Below are 14,552 nucleotides of genomic sequence, written 5' to 3'. Positions count from 1 at the left end.
GACCAAGTAGAACCACCTCGCTGGGGGCGACTGATGGATCCAGGGCTGGACGCGGAGTTCGCCGCATTCGTGGACGGGCGGTTCACCGCTCTCCAGAGATTCGGCTACCTGCTGACCGGCCGGAAGCCGAGATCGCGCAGATCATGGGCTGCTCGACCGGCACGGTGAAGGCCAACATCTCGCGCGGCCTGGCCAGGTTGCGCGAGCACAAACTGTTCACCGATCCGCTGATCGCCAACCGCCCCGGCCCGATAGGAGGGCTGTCCCGATGACCGATGACCTCAAGGAACGCTTCCAGAACCTGGTCGCCGATCCGCCGCCACCGACCGCGATCCCGAGCCAGGCCGTCTTCGCCCGGGTCCGGACGGTACGACGCCGCCGTACGGCGGGGGTCGCGGTGACCGCCGCCGCCGCGGTCGCCGTCGTCACCGTCCTGGCCGGCGGCCTCACCGACATCCACTCCAGCCCGCCGGTCTCGAACCAGCCGTCCACGGTGCCCATGGTGAAGCCGTCCGTGCCGGCGCCGGCCAAGATCGGGGCGGCGGTCACGCTGCTCCCGACCCTCAAAGGCCGCTCGCTGACCATGAAGGTGACCGTCGCGGGCACCGTCCTGGTCCCGCTCGGGGCTGATGACCACAAGCAGTTGCCCACGAATGTCGGCCTGATCGACCTCGGTCTGGGCTCCGACTACAACTACGGCGACGGCTCCGAACCGGGCGGTTCGGACGGCGGCGCCGTCACCTGCCAGGGCGCGAAGACACGCAAGGCCGGTAAGGAGACCTACACGCTCCTCGACGCGCCCCACACCTTCACCAAGGCCGGGACCTACACCTTCAGCTACAGCATCTCGTTCTGCGGCGGCCGAACAGGCTCGTTCACCGCCAGCAAGACCGTGAAGATCGTGGTGCCGTAGTGGCCTGAACCGTCAGGCGTGGTCGGAGGTGCCTGTGGTCGCCATCCCGGCGGCCTTCAGGTCCGCACGGAGCTCGCGGGGCAGTGAGAACACCAGGCTCTCCTCAGCCGTCGTGACCTCCTGGACCTCGCCGTACCCGCGCTCCGCGAGCCAGGCGAGCACGTCGCGCACCAGGATCTCAGGCACGCTGGCGCCACTGGTGACGCCGACCGTGTCGACGCCGTCCAGCCAGGCCTCGTCGATCTCGGTGGCGAAGTCGACCAGGTGGCCGGCCGCGGCGCCGTGCTCGACGGCGACCTCGACCAGCCGGACCGAGTTCGACGAGTTGCGGGAGCCGACCACGATCATCAGGTCGACGTCGGGCGCCATCTTCTTGACCGCGATCTGGCGGTTCTGGGTGGCGTAGCAGATGTCGTCGCTCGGCGGGTCCTGCAGCTTCGGGAACCGCTCGCGCAACCGGCGTACGGTCTCCATCGTCTCGTCCACCGAGAGCGTGGTCTGGGACAGCCAGACGACCTTCTCGGGGTCACGGACGGTGACGTTCGGCACGTCGCCGGGGCCGTCGACCAGGTGCACGTGCTCCGGCGCCTCACCGGCAGTACCGATGACTTCCTCGTGGCCGTCGTGGCCGATCAGCAGGATGTCGAAGTCGACGGCGGCGAACCGCTTCGCCTCGTGGTGCACCTTGGTGACCAGCGGGCAGGTCGCGTCGATGGTCTTCAGCTGCCGCGCGGCCGCCTCCTGGTGGACCACCGGGGCGACGCCGTGCGCGGAGAAGATCACCGTCTCGCCCTCGGGCACCTCGTCGGTCTCGTCGACGAAGATCGCGCCGCGCGCCTGCAGCGTGGAGACGACGTGCTTGTTGTGCACGATCTCCTTGCGCACGTAGACCGGCGGCCCGTACAGATCGAGCGCCTTCTCGACCGCCACGACGGCCCGATCCACACCGGCGCAGTACCCCCGCGGCGCAGCCAGCAGCACCCTCTTGGTCTTGAGGGCGGTCGGCGTACCAGTGGTCTCAGGCTGGGCAGTCACGACCCCCATCGTACGGGGCCTGGTCGAACGCTCTGCCCGCCGTGGTGGACATCACGGTCCCGGGTGGCCTCGACCTTGAGCCGGACCGGGAAGTCAAACCGACCAACCGGCTGAGGGTCCGGTTCAGCCGATCGGTCGGTCTGTTGCTCACAGCAAGAAAAAAGGAGTCGCCCGCCCTATCCGGGCGACTCCTCTCCAGGAGGTGTTCACTGATTCAAGAATGCGCCGCATCATCCCTTGACGCAAAGGGTTTGTAGGTGAGCACGGCGATGCCGCTGCGGTTTGCTTCGGCGGTACGGGTTGAGGGGGCCGTCGACGTCCAGTAGGAGGTACGGGCGGGGCATGTCACGCAATGTACTGGGGGTTGCGCGGATTGTCGGTGGGGCACCGTAGAGTCGCCGGGTGGCATTGGAGACCTCACCGGATGCGCCTGCAGCCGTTCGCACTATTGCGAACGGCATTGCTAGTTGGATCAACCAGCTCGGCGCCGTCTGGGTCGAGGGGCAACTGACCGACGTCTCGATCGGGCGCGGGACGACGACCGTGTTCGGCACCCTGCGCGACACCGACGCCGACATCTCGCTGCGCTTCACCTGCAACCGCCGCGTCTTCGAGGCGGTCGACCCGCCCGTCACCGACGGCTCCCGCGTGCTCGTCAACGCCAAGCCGAACTTCTTCGCCCGCCGCGGCACCCTCGCGCTCGCGGTCAGCGAGATCCGGCACGTCGGCATCGGCGAGCTGCTCGCCCGGATCGAGCGGCTGAAGCAACTGCTCGCCGCCGAGGGGCTGTTCGAGTCGTACCGGAAGAAGAAGCTGCCGTTCCTGCCGCACACGATCGGGCTGATCTGCGGTCGCGACTCGGCCGCCGAGCGCGACGTCCTGGAGAACGCGAAGCGCCGCTGGCCGGCGGTCGCGTTCCGGATCGAGCACGCCTCGGTGCAGGGCCCGGCCGCGGCCGGCGAGGTGATGACCGCGCTGCGCAAGCTGGACGCCGACGACTCCGTCGAGGTGATCGTGATCGCCCGCGGCGGCGGCTCACTCGAAGACCTGCTGCCGTTCTCCGACGAGGGCCTGATCCGAGCGGTTTCCCAAGCCCGTACTCCGATCGTCAGCGCGATCGGGCACGAGCCCGATTCCCCGCTGCTCGACCTGGTCGCCGACCTTCGCGCCTCGACCCCGACCGACGCCGCCAAGCGGATCGTGCCCGACGTACGCGAGGAGCTCGACGGCGTACGGCTCCTGCGCGAGCGTGGATTGCGCGCGATCCGCGGCTGGCTCGACCGCGAGGCGCACGCGCTCGCTGCGATCCGCAGCCGGCCGTCCCTGGCAGCCCCGACGACCGACCTGCAACGGCGGTCAGACGAGATCGCCGCCCTGGTCGACCGCAGCCGGCGGACGCTGACCCATCGCCTGGATCGCGCCGGCGACGACCTCGCGCACCGGCTGGCGAGCGTCCGGGCGTTGTCCCCGAAGGCGACGCTCGACCGCGGGTACTCCGTGCTGCAACTGGCCGACGGCACCGCAGTACGGGAGGTCGGCCAGGTCGCGGCCGGCGATGTCCTCAACGCACGGGTCAGCGACGGCCGATTCGACGTGACTGTGTCCGACCAGTTGGGTAAGGAGAGCAAGTGAGCAAGAATGCCGAAGCGGCAGCCCGCCCGGAGATCTCGTACGAACAGGCCCGCGAGGAGCTTGTCGAGGTCGTCCGCAAGCTGGAGGCCGGCGGCACCACGCTGGAGGAGTCCCTCGCTCTCTGGGAGCGCGGCGAACAACTCGCCACCACCTGCCAGCAATGGCTCGACGGCGCCCGCCAGCGCCTAGCCGAAGCCCAAGCCGCCAACGAAGAAAAGGCCTGACCAAAGCGCGGCGGGCCGTAGCTGCTCAAGCAGTCAGCAGCGCGGTAGCTGCGGCGACCAAGCCTGCTTGCATGCGAGGTAGGTCGAAGCCTTCGGTGCGCAGGGCTTGGTGGAGGTCGGCAGCGAGCGGCGCCAGGATGAAGTGGGCCGTGTAATCGGCATCCAGGTCAGGCCGCGCCTCCTCAACCAGCATCGCGATATGGCGATGCCACAACCTGTACGAACCGATGCGGTAGCGGGCGCCATCCGAGGCGTTCTCGCTGTCGGCGAAGAGCTCGACGTGGCGATCGAGCAGTTCCGTGTACGCCGTCAGGAACGCGTTCACTCGGTCGATAGCGGGCGCTCCCGGCCCGAGCGGCGGCGGCCCGCTCAGCAGCCTGCCCTGGAGCTCCACCTCGCGCTCGTCGAGCAGCGCCACCGCCAGGCCGGCGCGGTCGCCGAAGCGCCGGAAGACCGTGCCCTTCCCCACGCCGGCGGCGGCCGCGATCGCGTCCAGCGACACGTTCTTCACGCCTTGCTCGGCGAACAGCCGCTCGGCCGCCTCCAGCACCTTCAGCCGGTTCCGCCGCGCGTCGGCGCGTTCCGGGCGCGGTTCACCCAGGACCGGCAGCCCTCGTTGTACCGGCAGCCCTCGTTGTACCGCCAGCCCTCGTTGTGAAACGGACTGCGGTCCGCTATCGTCGTTCATAAGACGGACTGTAGTCCGCTCAAGACTTGGGAGGAAGCACCATGAGCAACACCACCGCCCGGATCGCGGTCGCGTACCACTCCGGCCAGGGCCACACCGCAAGGCAGGCCGAGGCCGTCGCCGCGGGAGCGGCCGCAGTACCGGGAGCTGTCGCCGACCTGGTACCGCTGGACGAACTGACCGACGAGGTGTGGCAGCGACTGGCCGCTGCCGACGCGATCATCTTCGGTGCGCCGACCTATATGGGCAGCCCGAGCGCCGTCTTCAAGGCGTTCGTGGAAGCCAGCGTGAAGGTCTGGGCGGCCGACCTGGGCTGGCGGGACAAGATCGCGGCCGGCTTCACCAACTCGAAGTCGATGTCGGGCGACAAGCTGAACAGCCTCGTCGACCTGGTCGTGTTCGCCGCGCAGCACGGGATGATCTGGGTCGGCCTGGACATCTACCCCGGCTGGGCCGAGTCGACCGCGAGCATCGAGGACCTCAACCGGCTCGGCAGTTATATCGGCGCGATGGCGCAGTCCGACGCCGACCTGTCCGCGGAGAAGGCGCCGCCGGAGACCGACCTTCGTACTGCGGCCGCGCTCGGCGCCCGGGTCGCCACGGTCACCTTGCGGCACCAGCGCGGCTCGCTGGCGGCCTGATGGCCTGGCTGGTGCTGATCGCGGCGGCCGCGTTCGAGATCGCGTTCGCACTGAGCCTGAAACCGAGCGACGGGTTCAGCCGGTTCTGGCCGACGGCCGGCGTCCTCGTCTTCGGCGTGATCTCCGTCGCCCTGCTCGCGAAGACCCTGGACCGGCTCCCGGTCGGTACTGCGTACGCCGTCTGGACCGGACTCGGCTCGCTCGGCGTCGTCACCCTCGGCGTGGTCTTCTTCGGCGAACCGATCACCCTCCCCCGCGTCGCCTGCATCGCCCTGATCGTCGCGGGCGTCGTCGGCCTCCGCCTCGCCGGCGAATAGGAGGCACGCCGTACATAGCGACAGGCAGTAGAGCCCGAATCGCGGTTGCCGAGGCACTGCGTGAGCGGGACACCTGGCGCGGTCGGCGACTACTGCCTGCCGCTATGTACGCCAGCTAGACGCGGCGGCGGCGCAGGGAGCGGCGGGTGATCCGGCCGCGGGTGGGGACTGCAGCCGGCGGGACGACCGGGGGCTCGACGCCGAGGGAGTCGGGCTGGGCGACCAGGGACTGATACTCGTCCCAGGTGTCGACCCGGAGCGGAATGTTGCCGACGGCATCGACTTCGGTGACCGGGTGGCGGCTTGCGCCCATCACGGCCCAGATGTCCTGGTCGTTGCGCAGTTGCCGCAGCTCGCCGAACAGCTCCCGGCCGAACCAGCACGGGTTGCCCCGGCCGTTGTCGTAGCGGCTCACCCCGATCGGCGTCGACGGCCCAGCGACCTCCGCGACGAGCGACCAGACAGTGGCCGACGTCACTCCCGGTTGATCACCGAGCATCACGACCAGGCCGTCGGTACGCCGGTCCACCACATCCAGGGCGGGCACGATCGAGGAGCTGCCTGTGTCGGCGTGCGGCGACTCGACTACCCGCGCACCGTCCAGGTCGACGCGCTCGCGGACCAGCTCAGAGGCGGTACCGAGCGTCACGATCAGCTGGTCGAAGCCGCAGTCCCGCGCGGTCTCCAGCGAGGCTCCGAGCAAGGTGCCGCCCTGGTAGGCGAGCAGCTGTTTGGGGACGCCGAGCCGCGGCGATCCCTCGGCGGCGAGCACCAGTCCGGTGACGAACACGGCGCATCAACCCCCGACGACCTGGTCGATGCGTTCCATCCCAGGCCTCCCTCGTCGATGCCAATCTGACGATTGCATAACGCGAAGGCTCAGGCTGTCAACGCCTGAATAGGTTTCAGAGTTTCAGTGCAAAGTGGCGGCAAATGTTTCAAGTGCTTGATATCCGGCATTGCCGGTGACAATCGTGGTGACCCCGGACCCGATCAGCACCAGAGCCTGCTCGCCGTCGCGCTCCAGCAGGGTTTTGCGCTGCCAGACCAGGCCGGCCACGGTCGACGTACCGTCGTCGGCGGTCTTCCCGAGTTCGGTGGACTGGAAAGACTTGGTGGTCACGTTGGACTGCTCCAGCCCGACGTATTTCTTCTGGTCGGTGACAATTCCCAGGTGCCAGCTGATCGGGCTTTGCTGCGGGGCCCGGAATTCCACGCTGTTCGCGGTCCAGCCGGCCGGCATCGGCTCCGGGCCGCGGATCCACGGCGCGACCTTGCGCGCGTCCTGCAACTGGGCCGTGTACTCGACCGGGCGGACCTTCTCCGACTTCGGCCGCCAGGTGACGGCCATCAGGAATGCCACCACGATGAAGCAGGCCAGCAGCGCCCAGACCATATTGGTCAGCGTCCGCGCCTTGGCCCGGTTGATCTTGTTCTGCGCACGGTAGGCCACGGCCTCGGCACGCGCCCTGGCCTGCTCCGCCTGGGCCAGCGCCTGCTCCCGGGTCGGCCCTTCACTCGTCGAGCTCATGGCACCAGTGTCTCCCGAGACCGCCAACGGCCGGACACCGGTCGTTGGCTACGATCCGTGGCATGAACGACCCGTCCACTCCCCCCGCCCATCTCGAGGTCGACGAGCACGCCCCCGACCGGAACCTGGCCCTGGAGCTGGTCCGGGTCACCGAAGCGGCCGCGATGGCGGCGGGCCGCTGGGTCGGCCGCGGCGACAAGAACGGCGCCGACGGCGCGGCGGTGAACGCGATGCGCACCCTGATCGGCACCGTCGGGATGAACGGCGTGGTGGTGATCGGCGAGGGCGAGAAGGACAACGCCCCGATGCTCTACAACGGCGAGCGGGTCGGTTCGGGCGAGGGCCCGGAGTGCGATGTCGCGGTCGACCCGGTCGACGGTACGACGCTGGTCGCCAAGGGGATGGCGAACGGGATCGCCGTGATGGCGGTGGCGCCGCACAACACGATGTACGACCCGTCCGCGGTGTTCTACATGGAGAAGCTCGTGGTCGGCCCCGAGGCGGCCGACGTGGTGGACATCCGGCTGCCCGTCGCGGAGAACATCCGGCTGGTCGCGAAGGCGAAGGGCTCCTCGGTCGACGACGTCACCGTCGTGCTGCTCGACCGGCCCCGGCACGACGACCTGGCCGCGCAGATCCGGGCAACCGGCGCGCGGATCAAGTTCATCAGCGACGGTGACGTCGCGGGCGCCGTCGAGGCGGCCCGGCCGGACACCGGCCTGGACCTGCTGATCGGCATCGGTGGTACGCCGGAAGGCATCATCGCCGCCTGCGCGATGAAGTGCATGGGCGGCATGATCCAGGGCAAGCTCTGGCCGAAGGACGATGACGAGCGGCAGAAGGCGATCGACGCCGGCCACGACCTAGACCGGGTACTTTCCACCGACGACCTGGTCAGCGGTGACGACTGTTTCTTCGTCGCGACCGGGATCACCGACGGCGAGCTGCTCCGCGGCGTCCGCTACCGCAGCTCGATCGCGCGCACCCACTCGCTGGTGATGCGCTCGCGCAGCGGCACGATCCGCAGCATCGAGAGCGAGCACCAGTTGTCCAAGCTGCGCGCCTACTCCGCGATCGACTTCGAGCACGCCCGATGACCGCACCCGTCCTCGTCATCGGCGAGGCCCTCGTGGACATCGTCACCAACGGCCCAGGCAACGGCAGCGGTCCAGGCGTCGGCTCCGGCCGGAACGGGAAGAACGGCGCCAAGGCGACCCCCGGCGGCTCCCCCGCCAACGTCGCGGTCGGCCTGGCCCGGCTCGGCCTGCCGACCGAGCTCGTCACCCGCTTCGGCACCGACCCGTACGGCGACCAGCTCGGCGCGCACCTGTTCGGCAACGGGGTCCAGCTCTCCCCCGGCTCGGTCGACGCGAGCTTCCGGACCAGTACTGCGACCGCAACGCTCGACGCGCACGGAGTCGCGAAGTACCAGTTCGACATCACCTGGGAGCCGCCGGCGCTCTCGCTGCGGCGGGGCTGCCCGGCCGTGCACACCGGCTCGATCGCGACGGTGCTCGAGCCGGGGGCGGCCGCGATCCGGACCTTCCTCGCCTCGCTGGCCGCGCAGCCCGTCACGGTGACACTCGACCCGAACGCGCGGCCGACGATCACCCCCGATCCGGAGAGCACCTGGGCCGCAGTACGGGAGCTGGCGGCGTCGGCCGATCTGGTGAAGTTGAGCGACGAGGACTGTGAGTTCCTGCGGCCGGGGTTGTCGCCGGAAGACATCGCGGCCGAGCTGCTGAGCGTCGACCGGACCAAGTGCGTGGTGATCACCCGCGGCGGCGAGGGCGCGATCGGGATCAGCCGCGCCGCGCGGGTCGAGGTCAGCGCGCCGGCGATCAAGGTGGTCGACACGGTTGGCGCGGGCGACTCGTTCATGTCAGCGCTGATCGCTGGTCTGCAGGCACGCGGGTTGCTGGGCGAGGTACGGCTGGATGGTCTCGACGAGCAGACGCTGCACGCCGTCGTCGACTACGCGGTGAAGGCCGCCGCGATCACCTGCACCCGGCACGGCGCCGACCCGCCCACCGCCGCCGAGCACACCGCGACCTGGGGTTGACGGTGAGCACTGCGGACGCATGGTCGGCCGAGCTCGAATCTGCCGGCCAGGTGGTGTTTCCCCAACGCCGTAAGCGGTTGTGGATCCGCGCGGCGATCGTGGCGGTCTTCTTCGGCAACTCGCTCTGGTCACTTATCGACCACATCCGCGCCGACGACATGAGCGGCATGATCGCCGTACTGCGAATCACCTCGCTCGGCGCCTTCGTCTACCTCGTCGGCGCCACCGTTTGGCAGCTCGCCACCCGCCGCCCGATGGTGACCGTCGACCGGACAGGGATCCGGGTCAGCAAGAGGCGCTCCTACGACTGGCAGCAGATCGCCCGCATCGACGCCCCCTCCGGCGTCTTCGGCCCCCGCGGCACCCTCAGCCTCCGCAGCGTCCAGATCCAGCCCGTCGACCAACACCGCTCGACAGCCCTCGGCATCACCCACGACAACGTCCTGGAACTGGACCAACTGTCGACCTGGCTACGCACCCTCCACGCGAAGCAAACCCAACCTACCGACGACTGACCCGCCGCGCGCCCCTCACAAAACTGGCCAACGCGAGCAGCCCCAGCACCCCGGCTCCACCCGTGAGGTAGGCAGTCGGGCGGAGGTTGGAGCGCGCGCCCCACACCTCCCACACTGCCCGCCCCCGACTCGGCTGCGCCACGGCGTACTCGATCGGCAGCACTTCGTTCACCTGGACCATCCGGTCATCGAGCTGCGACTCGCTCTCGATCTGGTACTCCGCCCCGCCCACCACGTACCGCAGGATCGCCTGCCCCGGCTCGCTCTGCCCATGCCCCGGCTCCCAGACGTCGATCACAGTCCCGTCGACGACCGCCGTCGCCTCATCCCACGGCCGCGAGTCCCTCCAGGCCACCCAGGTCAGCACCCCGCCGAAGATCACCGCGAGCAGACAACTCACCGCCAGCGCCCCGCGCCACCACTGACTCGAAATCCCCAGCCGGCCCCCGCACAAAAACCCACCGAACCCACCCCATACCCGCAGTGTCCACCGCCCCGGGTCCACCGCCCCGTCCCGACCGACAGGACATCCCCACCAGCCAGCCACCCCACCACGCTCACGAAGGTGGCAGCGGACACAGTTCGCCCGACTACGTCCTGTCGGTCGGGACAAGCGCCCCACTGGGCATCAGCTGAGGCGACGCCTCAGTTACGCCGCTGAGTGGTTCTGATCGAACCTGACCACCAGGTGAGTGTTGAGTGCCTGGGCGATCCGCTCGAGCAATGCGAGCGTGGGCACAGTTCCGCCGGCCTCGAACCTGGCCAGTGCCGACTGCGTCATCCCGGCGGCCTCCGCCAGCCGGGTCTGTGTCCAGCCACGTTCCTCACGCATCTTGCGCACAGCAGCACCCAACTCAAAGGCCCGTCGAGCGGTGTCGTACGCCTGCTCCGCCCCAGGCTCAGCCATCCGCTCCCGCCGAAGCCCATCCCAGCCAGGTCGACCCGACACCTCAAACCTCCTCAGCCGTAGACACCTCGTCCGACTCCTCAACACATCACCGGAAGGCTCGTCGAGCCATGCCCTTACCTCGGCCTCGAGTTCAACGGCACCCAGGTCATAGCAAGGATGCTATAACACATCGATCACTCCGAGTAATCGGGAGGTCTTGGCTGAATGGTCGGCTTCAGGTTGTCTTCAGTGCGTTGAGTAGGCGGTGGTTGGCTTGGGATGGGGTCATGCCCCAGTTCCATTCCGTTTTGTGTAGGCGTAGGGAGACGAGGCCGTGCCAGACGGTCCAGAGCAGGAGGGCTGCCGAGAAGGGGTCCTCGGCGTCTACGGAGACGGCCAGTTCGACGATGCGGCGTTGGAGGCGTGGGCCGTTCTCGGCGCGGGTTTCAGGCAGCGGGTCGGCGCTCTCGAACAGCAGTTGGTAGGCGCCGGGGTGGCTCAGCCCCCAGTTCACGTAGGCCTCGCCGGCCACCTCCAGGGCATCGGAGTCCGGCGGGCGATGATCGAGCGCGTTCTCGACCGAGGCGACCAGGTCGGCGTACTCGGCGTCGAGAACCGCTGATCGCAGGTCCGCCTCCGACGGGAAGTGCCAGTAGACCGCCGACGGGGCCACCTCGCAGGCGCGGGCGATCGATCGCAGCGACGGCACGGCGACCGCCTGCGGCTCGGCGAGCAACTCGATCGCCTTCTGGAGCAAGGTGGCGCGCAGATCACGGGAGTCCTGTTTGGGCACAGCCCTATTGAACACCTGTTCATGATATCTTGGTCTCCTGAACAGGTGTTCAGGAGAGGATGGAGTCGATGCACACGTTACTGACAGTGATCCGGAAGAAGCCGGAGATCGCGACCGAGGAGTTCCGGCGGTTCATGAAGGAGGACTACGGGCCCACCTATCTGGAACTGCCCCAGACGCGGGCGTACGTGCAGTACTTCCTGGCCGACCTGGCGATCGACGACGCCGAGGACCCCATCGACGCGATCGTGCAGATCAGCTTCGACTCGGTCGAGCAGATGACGGAAGCGCTGCAGGCGGACAGCTATCAGCGGGCCCACGAACTGCGGCAGGCGTACATGCGCGAGACGTCGGTGGGGATTCATTCAGCGGTGGTCGAGGAAACCAACCGGCTGGTCTGACCGGGGCCGTGCCCCGGCGGGTCAGCTGAGGCCGAGGCGTTTGCTGAGGCGGGGGCCTCGTTTGATTTTGATCTCGCCGAGGATGGCGGTGCCACGGATGTGGAAGACCTTCGGGACGGTGACCGGTTCGTCGGCGGTGTCGCCGAGGGAGGAGCTCTGTTCGGAGACCGAGCCGAGGATCGGGTTGCTGTCCAGGTGCACGATCGCGTTGCGGGGCACGCGGATCTTCACATCCGCGAGGATCGACTTCACGTCGATGTACACCTCGCTGTACGGGACCTGCGCCTCGGTGTAGTCGAGCGTGACGTCGCCGAGGACCGCGTTGACCTCCTGGCGCTGCGGCGCGAGCCAGCTGCCGATGCGTTTCTGGTCGGACAGGAAGACGTTGATGACCGGGGCATGCACTGTCATCCCCGGACCAGGCTGGCCGATCGGCGCGATGGCGGCCGTTGCGCCGGCCATGGTCGGGCCGTTCGGGAGGTCGGAGGCGATCTCGATGAGGTCGCCGTAGGTCTTGGCGGAGTACAGGGTCTCCAGCCTGTCCTCGAGCTCGGTGTAGCTCAGCCGGCCCTCGCCCGCGGCTTCCCGCAGTACGTCGGCGACCTCCTCGCGCTCGAGGTCCGAGACACGTCTGCGCAGCGCCAACTCATCCCCGGTCGGCTGCGCCGGGGTGTCCTGCGGGCGGTTCGGCTGGGGAAACTCGTCGGCGGCCACACCCAAAACTTTACGCCCGCAGTCGGTCATCCACAGATAAGGAATGTCCCCGGCTCGCCCCTGAACGCGTGCCCTAGGCTGGTGGGGTTCTGAGACCACTTGCCTGGAGGTACGCCCGGTGTCCGCCGACTTCAACTACTCCGAACTGCTCCCGCTGGGCGCCGACGATACGGAGTACCGGCTCCTCACCACCGAGGGAGTGAGCACGTTCACCGCGGGTGACCGCACCTTCCTGCAGGTGGACCCCGCCGTGCTGCAGCAGCTCACGGCCGAGGCGATGCACGACATCTCCCACTACCTCCGTACTGCGCACCTCACCCAGCTGCGCCGGATCATCGACGACCCGGAGGCGTCGGGCAACGACAGGTTCGTCGCGCTCGACCTGCTGAAGAACGCGAACATCTCGGCCGGCGGCGTGCTGCCGATGTGCCAGGACACCGGCACCGCGATCGTGATGGGCAAGAAGTCCGAGGGCGTGCTCACCGGCGCGGTCGACGAGGAGTGGATCAGCCGGGGCGTGTACGACGCGTACACCAAGCTCAACCTGCGCTACTCGCAGATGGCGCCGCTGACGATGTGGGACGAGAAGAACACCGGCTCCAACCTGCCGGCCCAGATCGAGGTCTACTCGACGCCGGGCTCGGCCGCGGCGGACCCGGCGTACAAGTTCCTCTTCATGGCCAAGGGCGGCGGCTCGGCGAACAAGTCGTTCCTGTTCCAGGAGACCAAGGCGGTGCTCAACCCGGACGGGATGATGAAGTTCCTGGACGAGAAGATCCGCTCCCTCGGTACCGCCGCCTGCCCCCCGTACCACCTGGCGATCGTGGTCGGCGGCACGTCCGCGGAGTACGCGCTGAAGACGGCGAAGTACGCGTCGGCGCATTACCTCGACGCGCTGCCGACGACGGGATCGCCGCTGGGGAACGGGTTCCGCGACGTGGAGCTGGAGGAGAAGGTCTTCGAGCTGACCCAGGAGTTCGGGATCGGCGCGCAGTTCGGCGGCAAGTACTTCTGCCACGACGTCCGGGTGATCCGGCTGCCGCGGCACGGCGCGTCCTGTCCGGTCGCGATCGCGGTGTCCTGCTCGGCGGACCGGCAGGCGCTGGCGAAGATCACCCCCGAGGGTGTCTTCCTGGAGCAGCTCGAGCGCGACCCGGCGCGATTCCTGCCGGACACGACCGACGAACACCTGGCCGATGACGCTGAGGTCGTGCGGATCGACCTGAACCGGCCGATGGCGGAGATCCGCACGGAGCTGTCGAAGCTGCCGGTCAAGACGCGACTGTCGCTGAGCGGGCCGCTCGTGGTCGCCCGCGACATCGCGCACGCCAAGATCAAGGAGCGCCTCGACGCGGGCGAGCCGATGCCGCAGTACCTGAAGGACCACGCCGTGTACTACGCCGGCCCCGCGAAGACCCCGGAGGGCTACGCCTCGGGCTCGTTCGGGCCGACCACGGCCGGCCGGATGGACGCGTACGTCGACCAGTTCCAGGCGGCCGGCGGCTCTCTCGTGATGCTTGCCAAGGGCAACCGCTCGGCCAAGGTGACGACCGCCTGCAAGGAACACGGCGGCTTCTACCTGGGCTCGATCGGCGGCCCCGCGGCGCGCCTGGCCCAGGACTGCATCAAGTCCGTCGACGTGATCGAGTACGCCGAGCTCGGGATGGAGGCCGTCTGGAAGATCGAGGTCGAGGACTTCCCGGCCTTCGTCGTGGTCGACGACAAGGGCAACGACTTCTTCACCGACACCCGCAAGCCCGTCCCGCTGACCGTCCGCCCGCGCAGCTGAGTCGGGCCGTGAACACCCGGGACCTGCCACCGCAGCTCGGCGACCTGCCGCCGATCGGGCGTCCGGCGAACGGCGCCCTCCTCGCAGCCGGCATCACCACGCTGGAGCAGGTCGCCGGTCACAGCCGTCGCGACCTGCTCGCTCTGCACGGGGTCGGCCCCAAGGCCATCCGCATCCTCGAAGCCGCCTTGGAAGAGCACGGCCTCGCCTTCACGGGCTGAGGCCGGGTGCCGCGCGTTAGCCGACGGCGACGGCGGTGGTGGCCGGGTCGGGGAGCTTGACCATCAGGTGCTTCGCGGCGCGGAGCAGGTCGGCTTCGTTGTGCCCGAAGGCTTGCAGGTAGGAGCGCACGGCGGATCGCAGCAGCCGGAGCTCCTCGTCGTTCAGTTCGATGGTGTGCATATTTTC

At 68.7% G+C, this 14,552-nt stretch carries 21 protein-coding genes; 12 read left to right on the top strand and 9 right to left on the bottom strand.

Features of this window, described 5'->3' with window-relative positions; translation table 11 throughout:
* Nucleotides 1-20: 20 nt before the first annotated feature.
* Both G3I17_RS41575 and G3I17_RS10640 read left to right on the top strand, forming a co-directional pair.
* Entirely contained in the window at nucleotides 21-272 is a 252-nt protein-coding gene (locus G3I17_RS41575) for a sigma factor-like helix-turn-helix DNA-binding protein (RefSeq protein WP_275402432.1), read from the top strand.
* The gene (locus G3I17_RS10640; protein WP_164595798.1) at nucleotides 269-913 is read left to right on the top strand and encodes a hypothetical protein; all 645 of its coding nucleotides are present in this window, start codon (nucleotides 269-271) and stop codon (nucleotides 911-913) included. Before G3I17_RS41575 ends, G3I17_RS10640 begins: the two co-directional genes overlap by 4 nt.
* A 12-nt stretch (nucleotides 914-925) precedes the next feature.
* Here the strand turns inward: G3I17_RS10640 and G3I17_RS10635 are convergent, their stop codons facing one another.
* Entirely contained in the window at nucleotides 926-1,948 is a 1,023-nt protein-coding gene (locus G3I17_RS10635) for a 4-hydroxy-3-methylbut-2-enyl diphosphate reductase (protein WP_343238261.1), read from the bottom strand.
* A 402-nt stretch (nucleotides 1,949-2,350) separates the two neighbouring features.
* Between G3I17_RS10635 and xseA the strand changes: the two genes are divergently transcribed.
* Together xseA and G3I17_RS10625 are read left to right on the top strand one after the other, a co-directional pair.
* Entirely contained in the window at nucleotides 2,351-3,580 is a 1,230-nt protein-coding gene (xseA, locus tag G3I17_RS10630; protein ID WP_164595796.1) for an exodeoxyribonuclease VII large subunit, read from the top strand.
* A complete protein-coding gene (locus tag G3I17_RS10625) occupies nucleotides 3,577-3,804 on the top strand; it encodes an exodeoxyribonuclease VII small subunit (RefSeq protein WP_164595795.1) in 228 nt (75 codons plus the stop codon). Before xseA ends, G3I17_RS10625 begins: the two co-directional genes overlap by 4 nt.
* A gap of 25 nt (nucleotides 3,805-3,829) precedes the next feature.
* Here the strand turns inward: G3I17_RS10625 and G3I17_RS10620 are convergent, their stop codons facing one another.
* On the bottom strand, nucleotides 3,830-4,492 hold the full coding sequence (locus G3I17_RS10620; protein ID WP_164595794.1) for a TetR/AcrR family transcriptional regulator: 663 nt from the start codon (nucleotides 4,490-4,492) through the stop codon (nucleotides 3,830-3,832).
* Nucleotides 4,493-4,533: 41 nt separating this feature from the next.
* Between G3I17_RS10620 and G3I17_RS10615 the strand changes: the two genes are divergently transcribed.
* Both G3I17_RS10615 and G3I17_RS10610 read left to right on the top strand, forming a co-directional pair.
* Nucleotides 4,534-5,133 (top strand): flavodoxin family protein, encoded by a 600-nt coding sequence (locus tag G3I17_RS10615; protein WP_164595793.1) that lies wholly within the window; start codon nucleotides 4,534-4,536, stop codon nucleotides 5,131-5,133.
* Entirely contained in the window at nucleotides 5,133-5,450 is a 318-nt protein-coding gene (locus G3I17_RS10610; RefSeq protein WP_164595792.1) for a multidrug efflux SMR transporter, read from the top strand. The genes G3I17_RS10615 and G3I17_RS10610 overlap by 1 nt, the downstream gene beginning before the upstream one ends.
* 115 nt (nucleotides 5,451-5,565) lie before the next feature.
* Here the strand turns inward: G3I17_RS10610 and G3I17_RS10605 are convergent, their stop codons facing one another.
* Together G3I17_RS10605 and G3I17_RS10600 are read right to left on the bottom strand one after the other, a co-directional pair.
* The gene (locus G3I17_RS10605; protein WP_164595791.1) at nucleotides 5,566-6,240 is read right to left on the bottom strand and encodes a nucleotidyltransferase family protein; all 675 of its coding nucleotides are present in this window, start codon (nucleotides 6,238-6,240) and stop codon (nucleotides 5,566-5,568) included.
* A gap of 123 nt (nucleotides 6,241-6,363) precedes the next feature.
* Nucleotides 6,364-6,981, bottom strand: coding sequence for a DUF4245 domain-containing protein (locus G3I17_RS10600; RefSeq protein ID WP_164595790.1), 618 nt, complete (start codon nucleotides 6,979-6,981; stop codon nucleotides 6,364-6,366).
* 62 nt (nucleotides 6,982-7,043) lie between these two features.
* On the opposite strand from G3I17_RS10600, the gene glpX reads away from it, so the two are divergent.
* Genes glpX through G3I17_RS10585 form a run of 3 tightly spaced genes read left to right on the top strand, consistent with a single transcriptional unit; the run spans nucleotide 7,044 to nucleotide 9,558 of the window.
* Nucleotides 7,044-8,078 carry a class II fructose-bisphosphatase gene (glpX, locus tag G3I17_RS10595; RefSeq protein ID WP_164595789.1) on the top strand — a complete coding sequence of 345 codons (1,035 nt, stop codon included), beginning with the start codon at nucleotides 7,044-7,046 and terminating at the stop codon, nucleotides 8,076-8,078.
* A complete protein-coding gene (locus tag G3I17_RS10590; protein WP_164595788.1) occupies nucleotides 8,075-9,043 on the top strand; it encodes a carbohydrate kinase in 969 nt (322 codons plus the stop codon). Before glpX ends, G3I17_RS10590 begins: the two co-directional genes overlap by 4 nt.
* Before the next feature lie 2 nt (nucleotides 9,044-9,045).
* Nucleotides 9,046-9,558 (top strand): hypothetical protein, encoded by a 513-nt coding sequence (locus tag G3I17_RS10585; protein WP_164595787.1) that lies wholly within the window; start codon nucleotides 9,046-9,048, stop codon nucleotides 9,556-9,558.
* Here G3I17_RS10585 and G3I17_RS10580 read toward each other — a convergent pair.
* From G3I17_RS10580 to G3I17_RS10570, 3 genes are all read right to left on the bottom strand, one after another.
* Complete coding sequence (locus tag G3I17_RS10580) at nucleotides 9,545-9,958, bottom strand: hypothetical protein (protein ID WP_164595786.1); 414 nt, start codon at nucleotides 9,956-9,958, stop codon at nucleotides 9,545-9,547. The two genes, G3I17_RS10585 and G3I17_RS10580, sit on opposite strands and share 14 nt — an antisense overlap.
* 249 nt (nucleotides 9,959-10,207) lie before the next feature.
* Nucleotides 10,208-10,507, bottom strand: coding sequence for a helix-turn-helix transcriptional regulator (locus G3I17_RS10575; protein ID WP_343238260.1), 300 nt, complete (start codon nucleotides 10,505-10,507; stop codon nucleotides 10,208-10,210).
* 175 nt (nucleotides 10,508-10,682) lie between these two features.
* Nucleotides 10,683-11,240 (bottom strand): TetR/AcrR family transcriptional regulator, encoded by a 558-nt coding sequence (locus G3I17_RS10570; RefSeq protein WP_164595785.1) that lies wholly within the window; start codon nucleotides 11,238-11,240, stop codon nucleotides 10,683-10,685.
* A 68-nt stretch (nucleotides 11,241-11,308) separates the two neighbouring features.
* Between G3I17_RS10570 and G3I17_RS10565 the strand changes: the two genes are divergently transcribed.
* Nucleotides 11,309-11,641 (top strand): EthD domain-containing protein, encoded by a 333-nt coding sequence (locus G3I17_RS10565; RefSeq protein WP_164595784.1) that lies wholly within the window; start codon nucleotides 11,309-11,311, stop codon nucleotides 11,639-11,641.
* 21 nt (nucleotides 11,642-11,662) lie between these two features.
* Here G3I17_RS10565 and G3I17_RS10560 read toward each other — a convergent pair whose 3' ends face one another.
* The gene (locus G3I17_RS10560) at nucleotides 11,663-12,355 is read right to left on the bottom strand and encodes a DUF1707 domain-containing protein (protein ID WP_164595783.1); all 693 of its coding nucleotides are present in this window, start codon (nucleotides 12,353-12,355) and stop codon (nucleotides 11,663-11,665) included.
* A 118-nt stretch (nucleotides 12,356-12,473) separates the two neighbouring features.
* Here G3I17_RS10560 and G3I17_RS10555 point away from each other — a divergent pair, with 118 nt between their 5' ends.
* Together G3I17_RS10555 and G3I17_RS10550 are read left to right on the top strand one after the other, a co-directional pair.
* Nucleotides 12,474-14,144, top strand: a complete 1,671-nt coding sequence (locus tag G3I17_RS10555) for a fumarate hydratase (RefSeq protein WP_164595782.1) — start codon at nucleotides 12,474-12,476, stop codon at nucleotides 14,142-14,144.
* 8 nt (nucleotides 14,145-14,152) lie between these two features.
* Nucleotides 14,153-14,365, top strand: a complete 213-nt coding sequence (locus tag G3I17_RS10550) for a hypothetical protein (protein WP_164595781.1) — start codon at nucleotides 14,153-14,155, stop codon at nucleotides 14,363-14,365.
* Between the two features lie 16 nt (nucleotides 14,366-14,381).
* Here the strand turns inward: G3I17_RS10550 and G3I17_RS10545 are convergent, their stop codons facing one another.
* Nucleotides 14,382-14,546 carry a hypothetical protein gene (locus G3I17_RS10545; protein WP_164595780.1) on the bottom strand — a complete coding sequence of 55 codons (165 nt, stop codon included), beginning with the start codon at nucleotides 14,544-14,546 and terminating at the stop codon, nucleotides 14,382-14,384.
* Nucleotides 14,547-14,552 lie beyond the last annotated feature (6 nt).

The organism is Streptomyces sp. SID13031, assembly GCF_010548305.1.
Lineage (GTDB): Bacteria > Actinomycetota > Actinomycetes > Propionibacteriales > Kribbellaceae > Kribbella.
The sequence above is the reverse complement of the archived record's forward strand: the minus strand, read 5'-3'. Positions and strand labels throughout refer to the sequence as shown.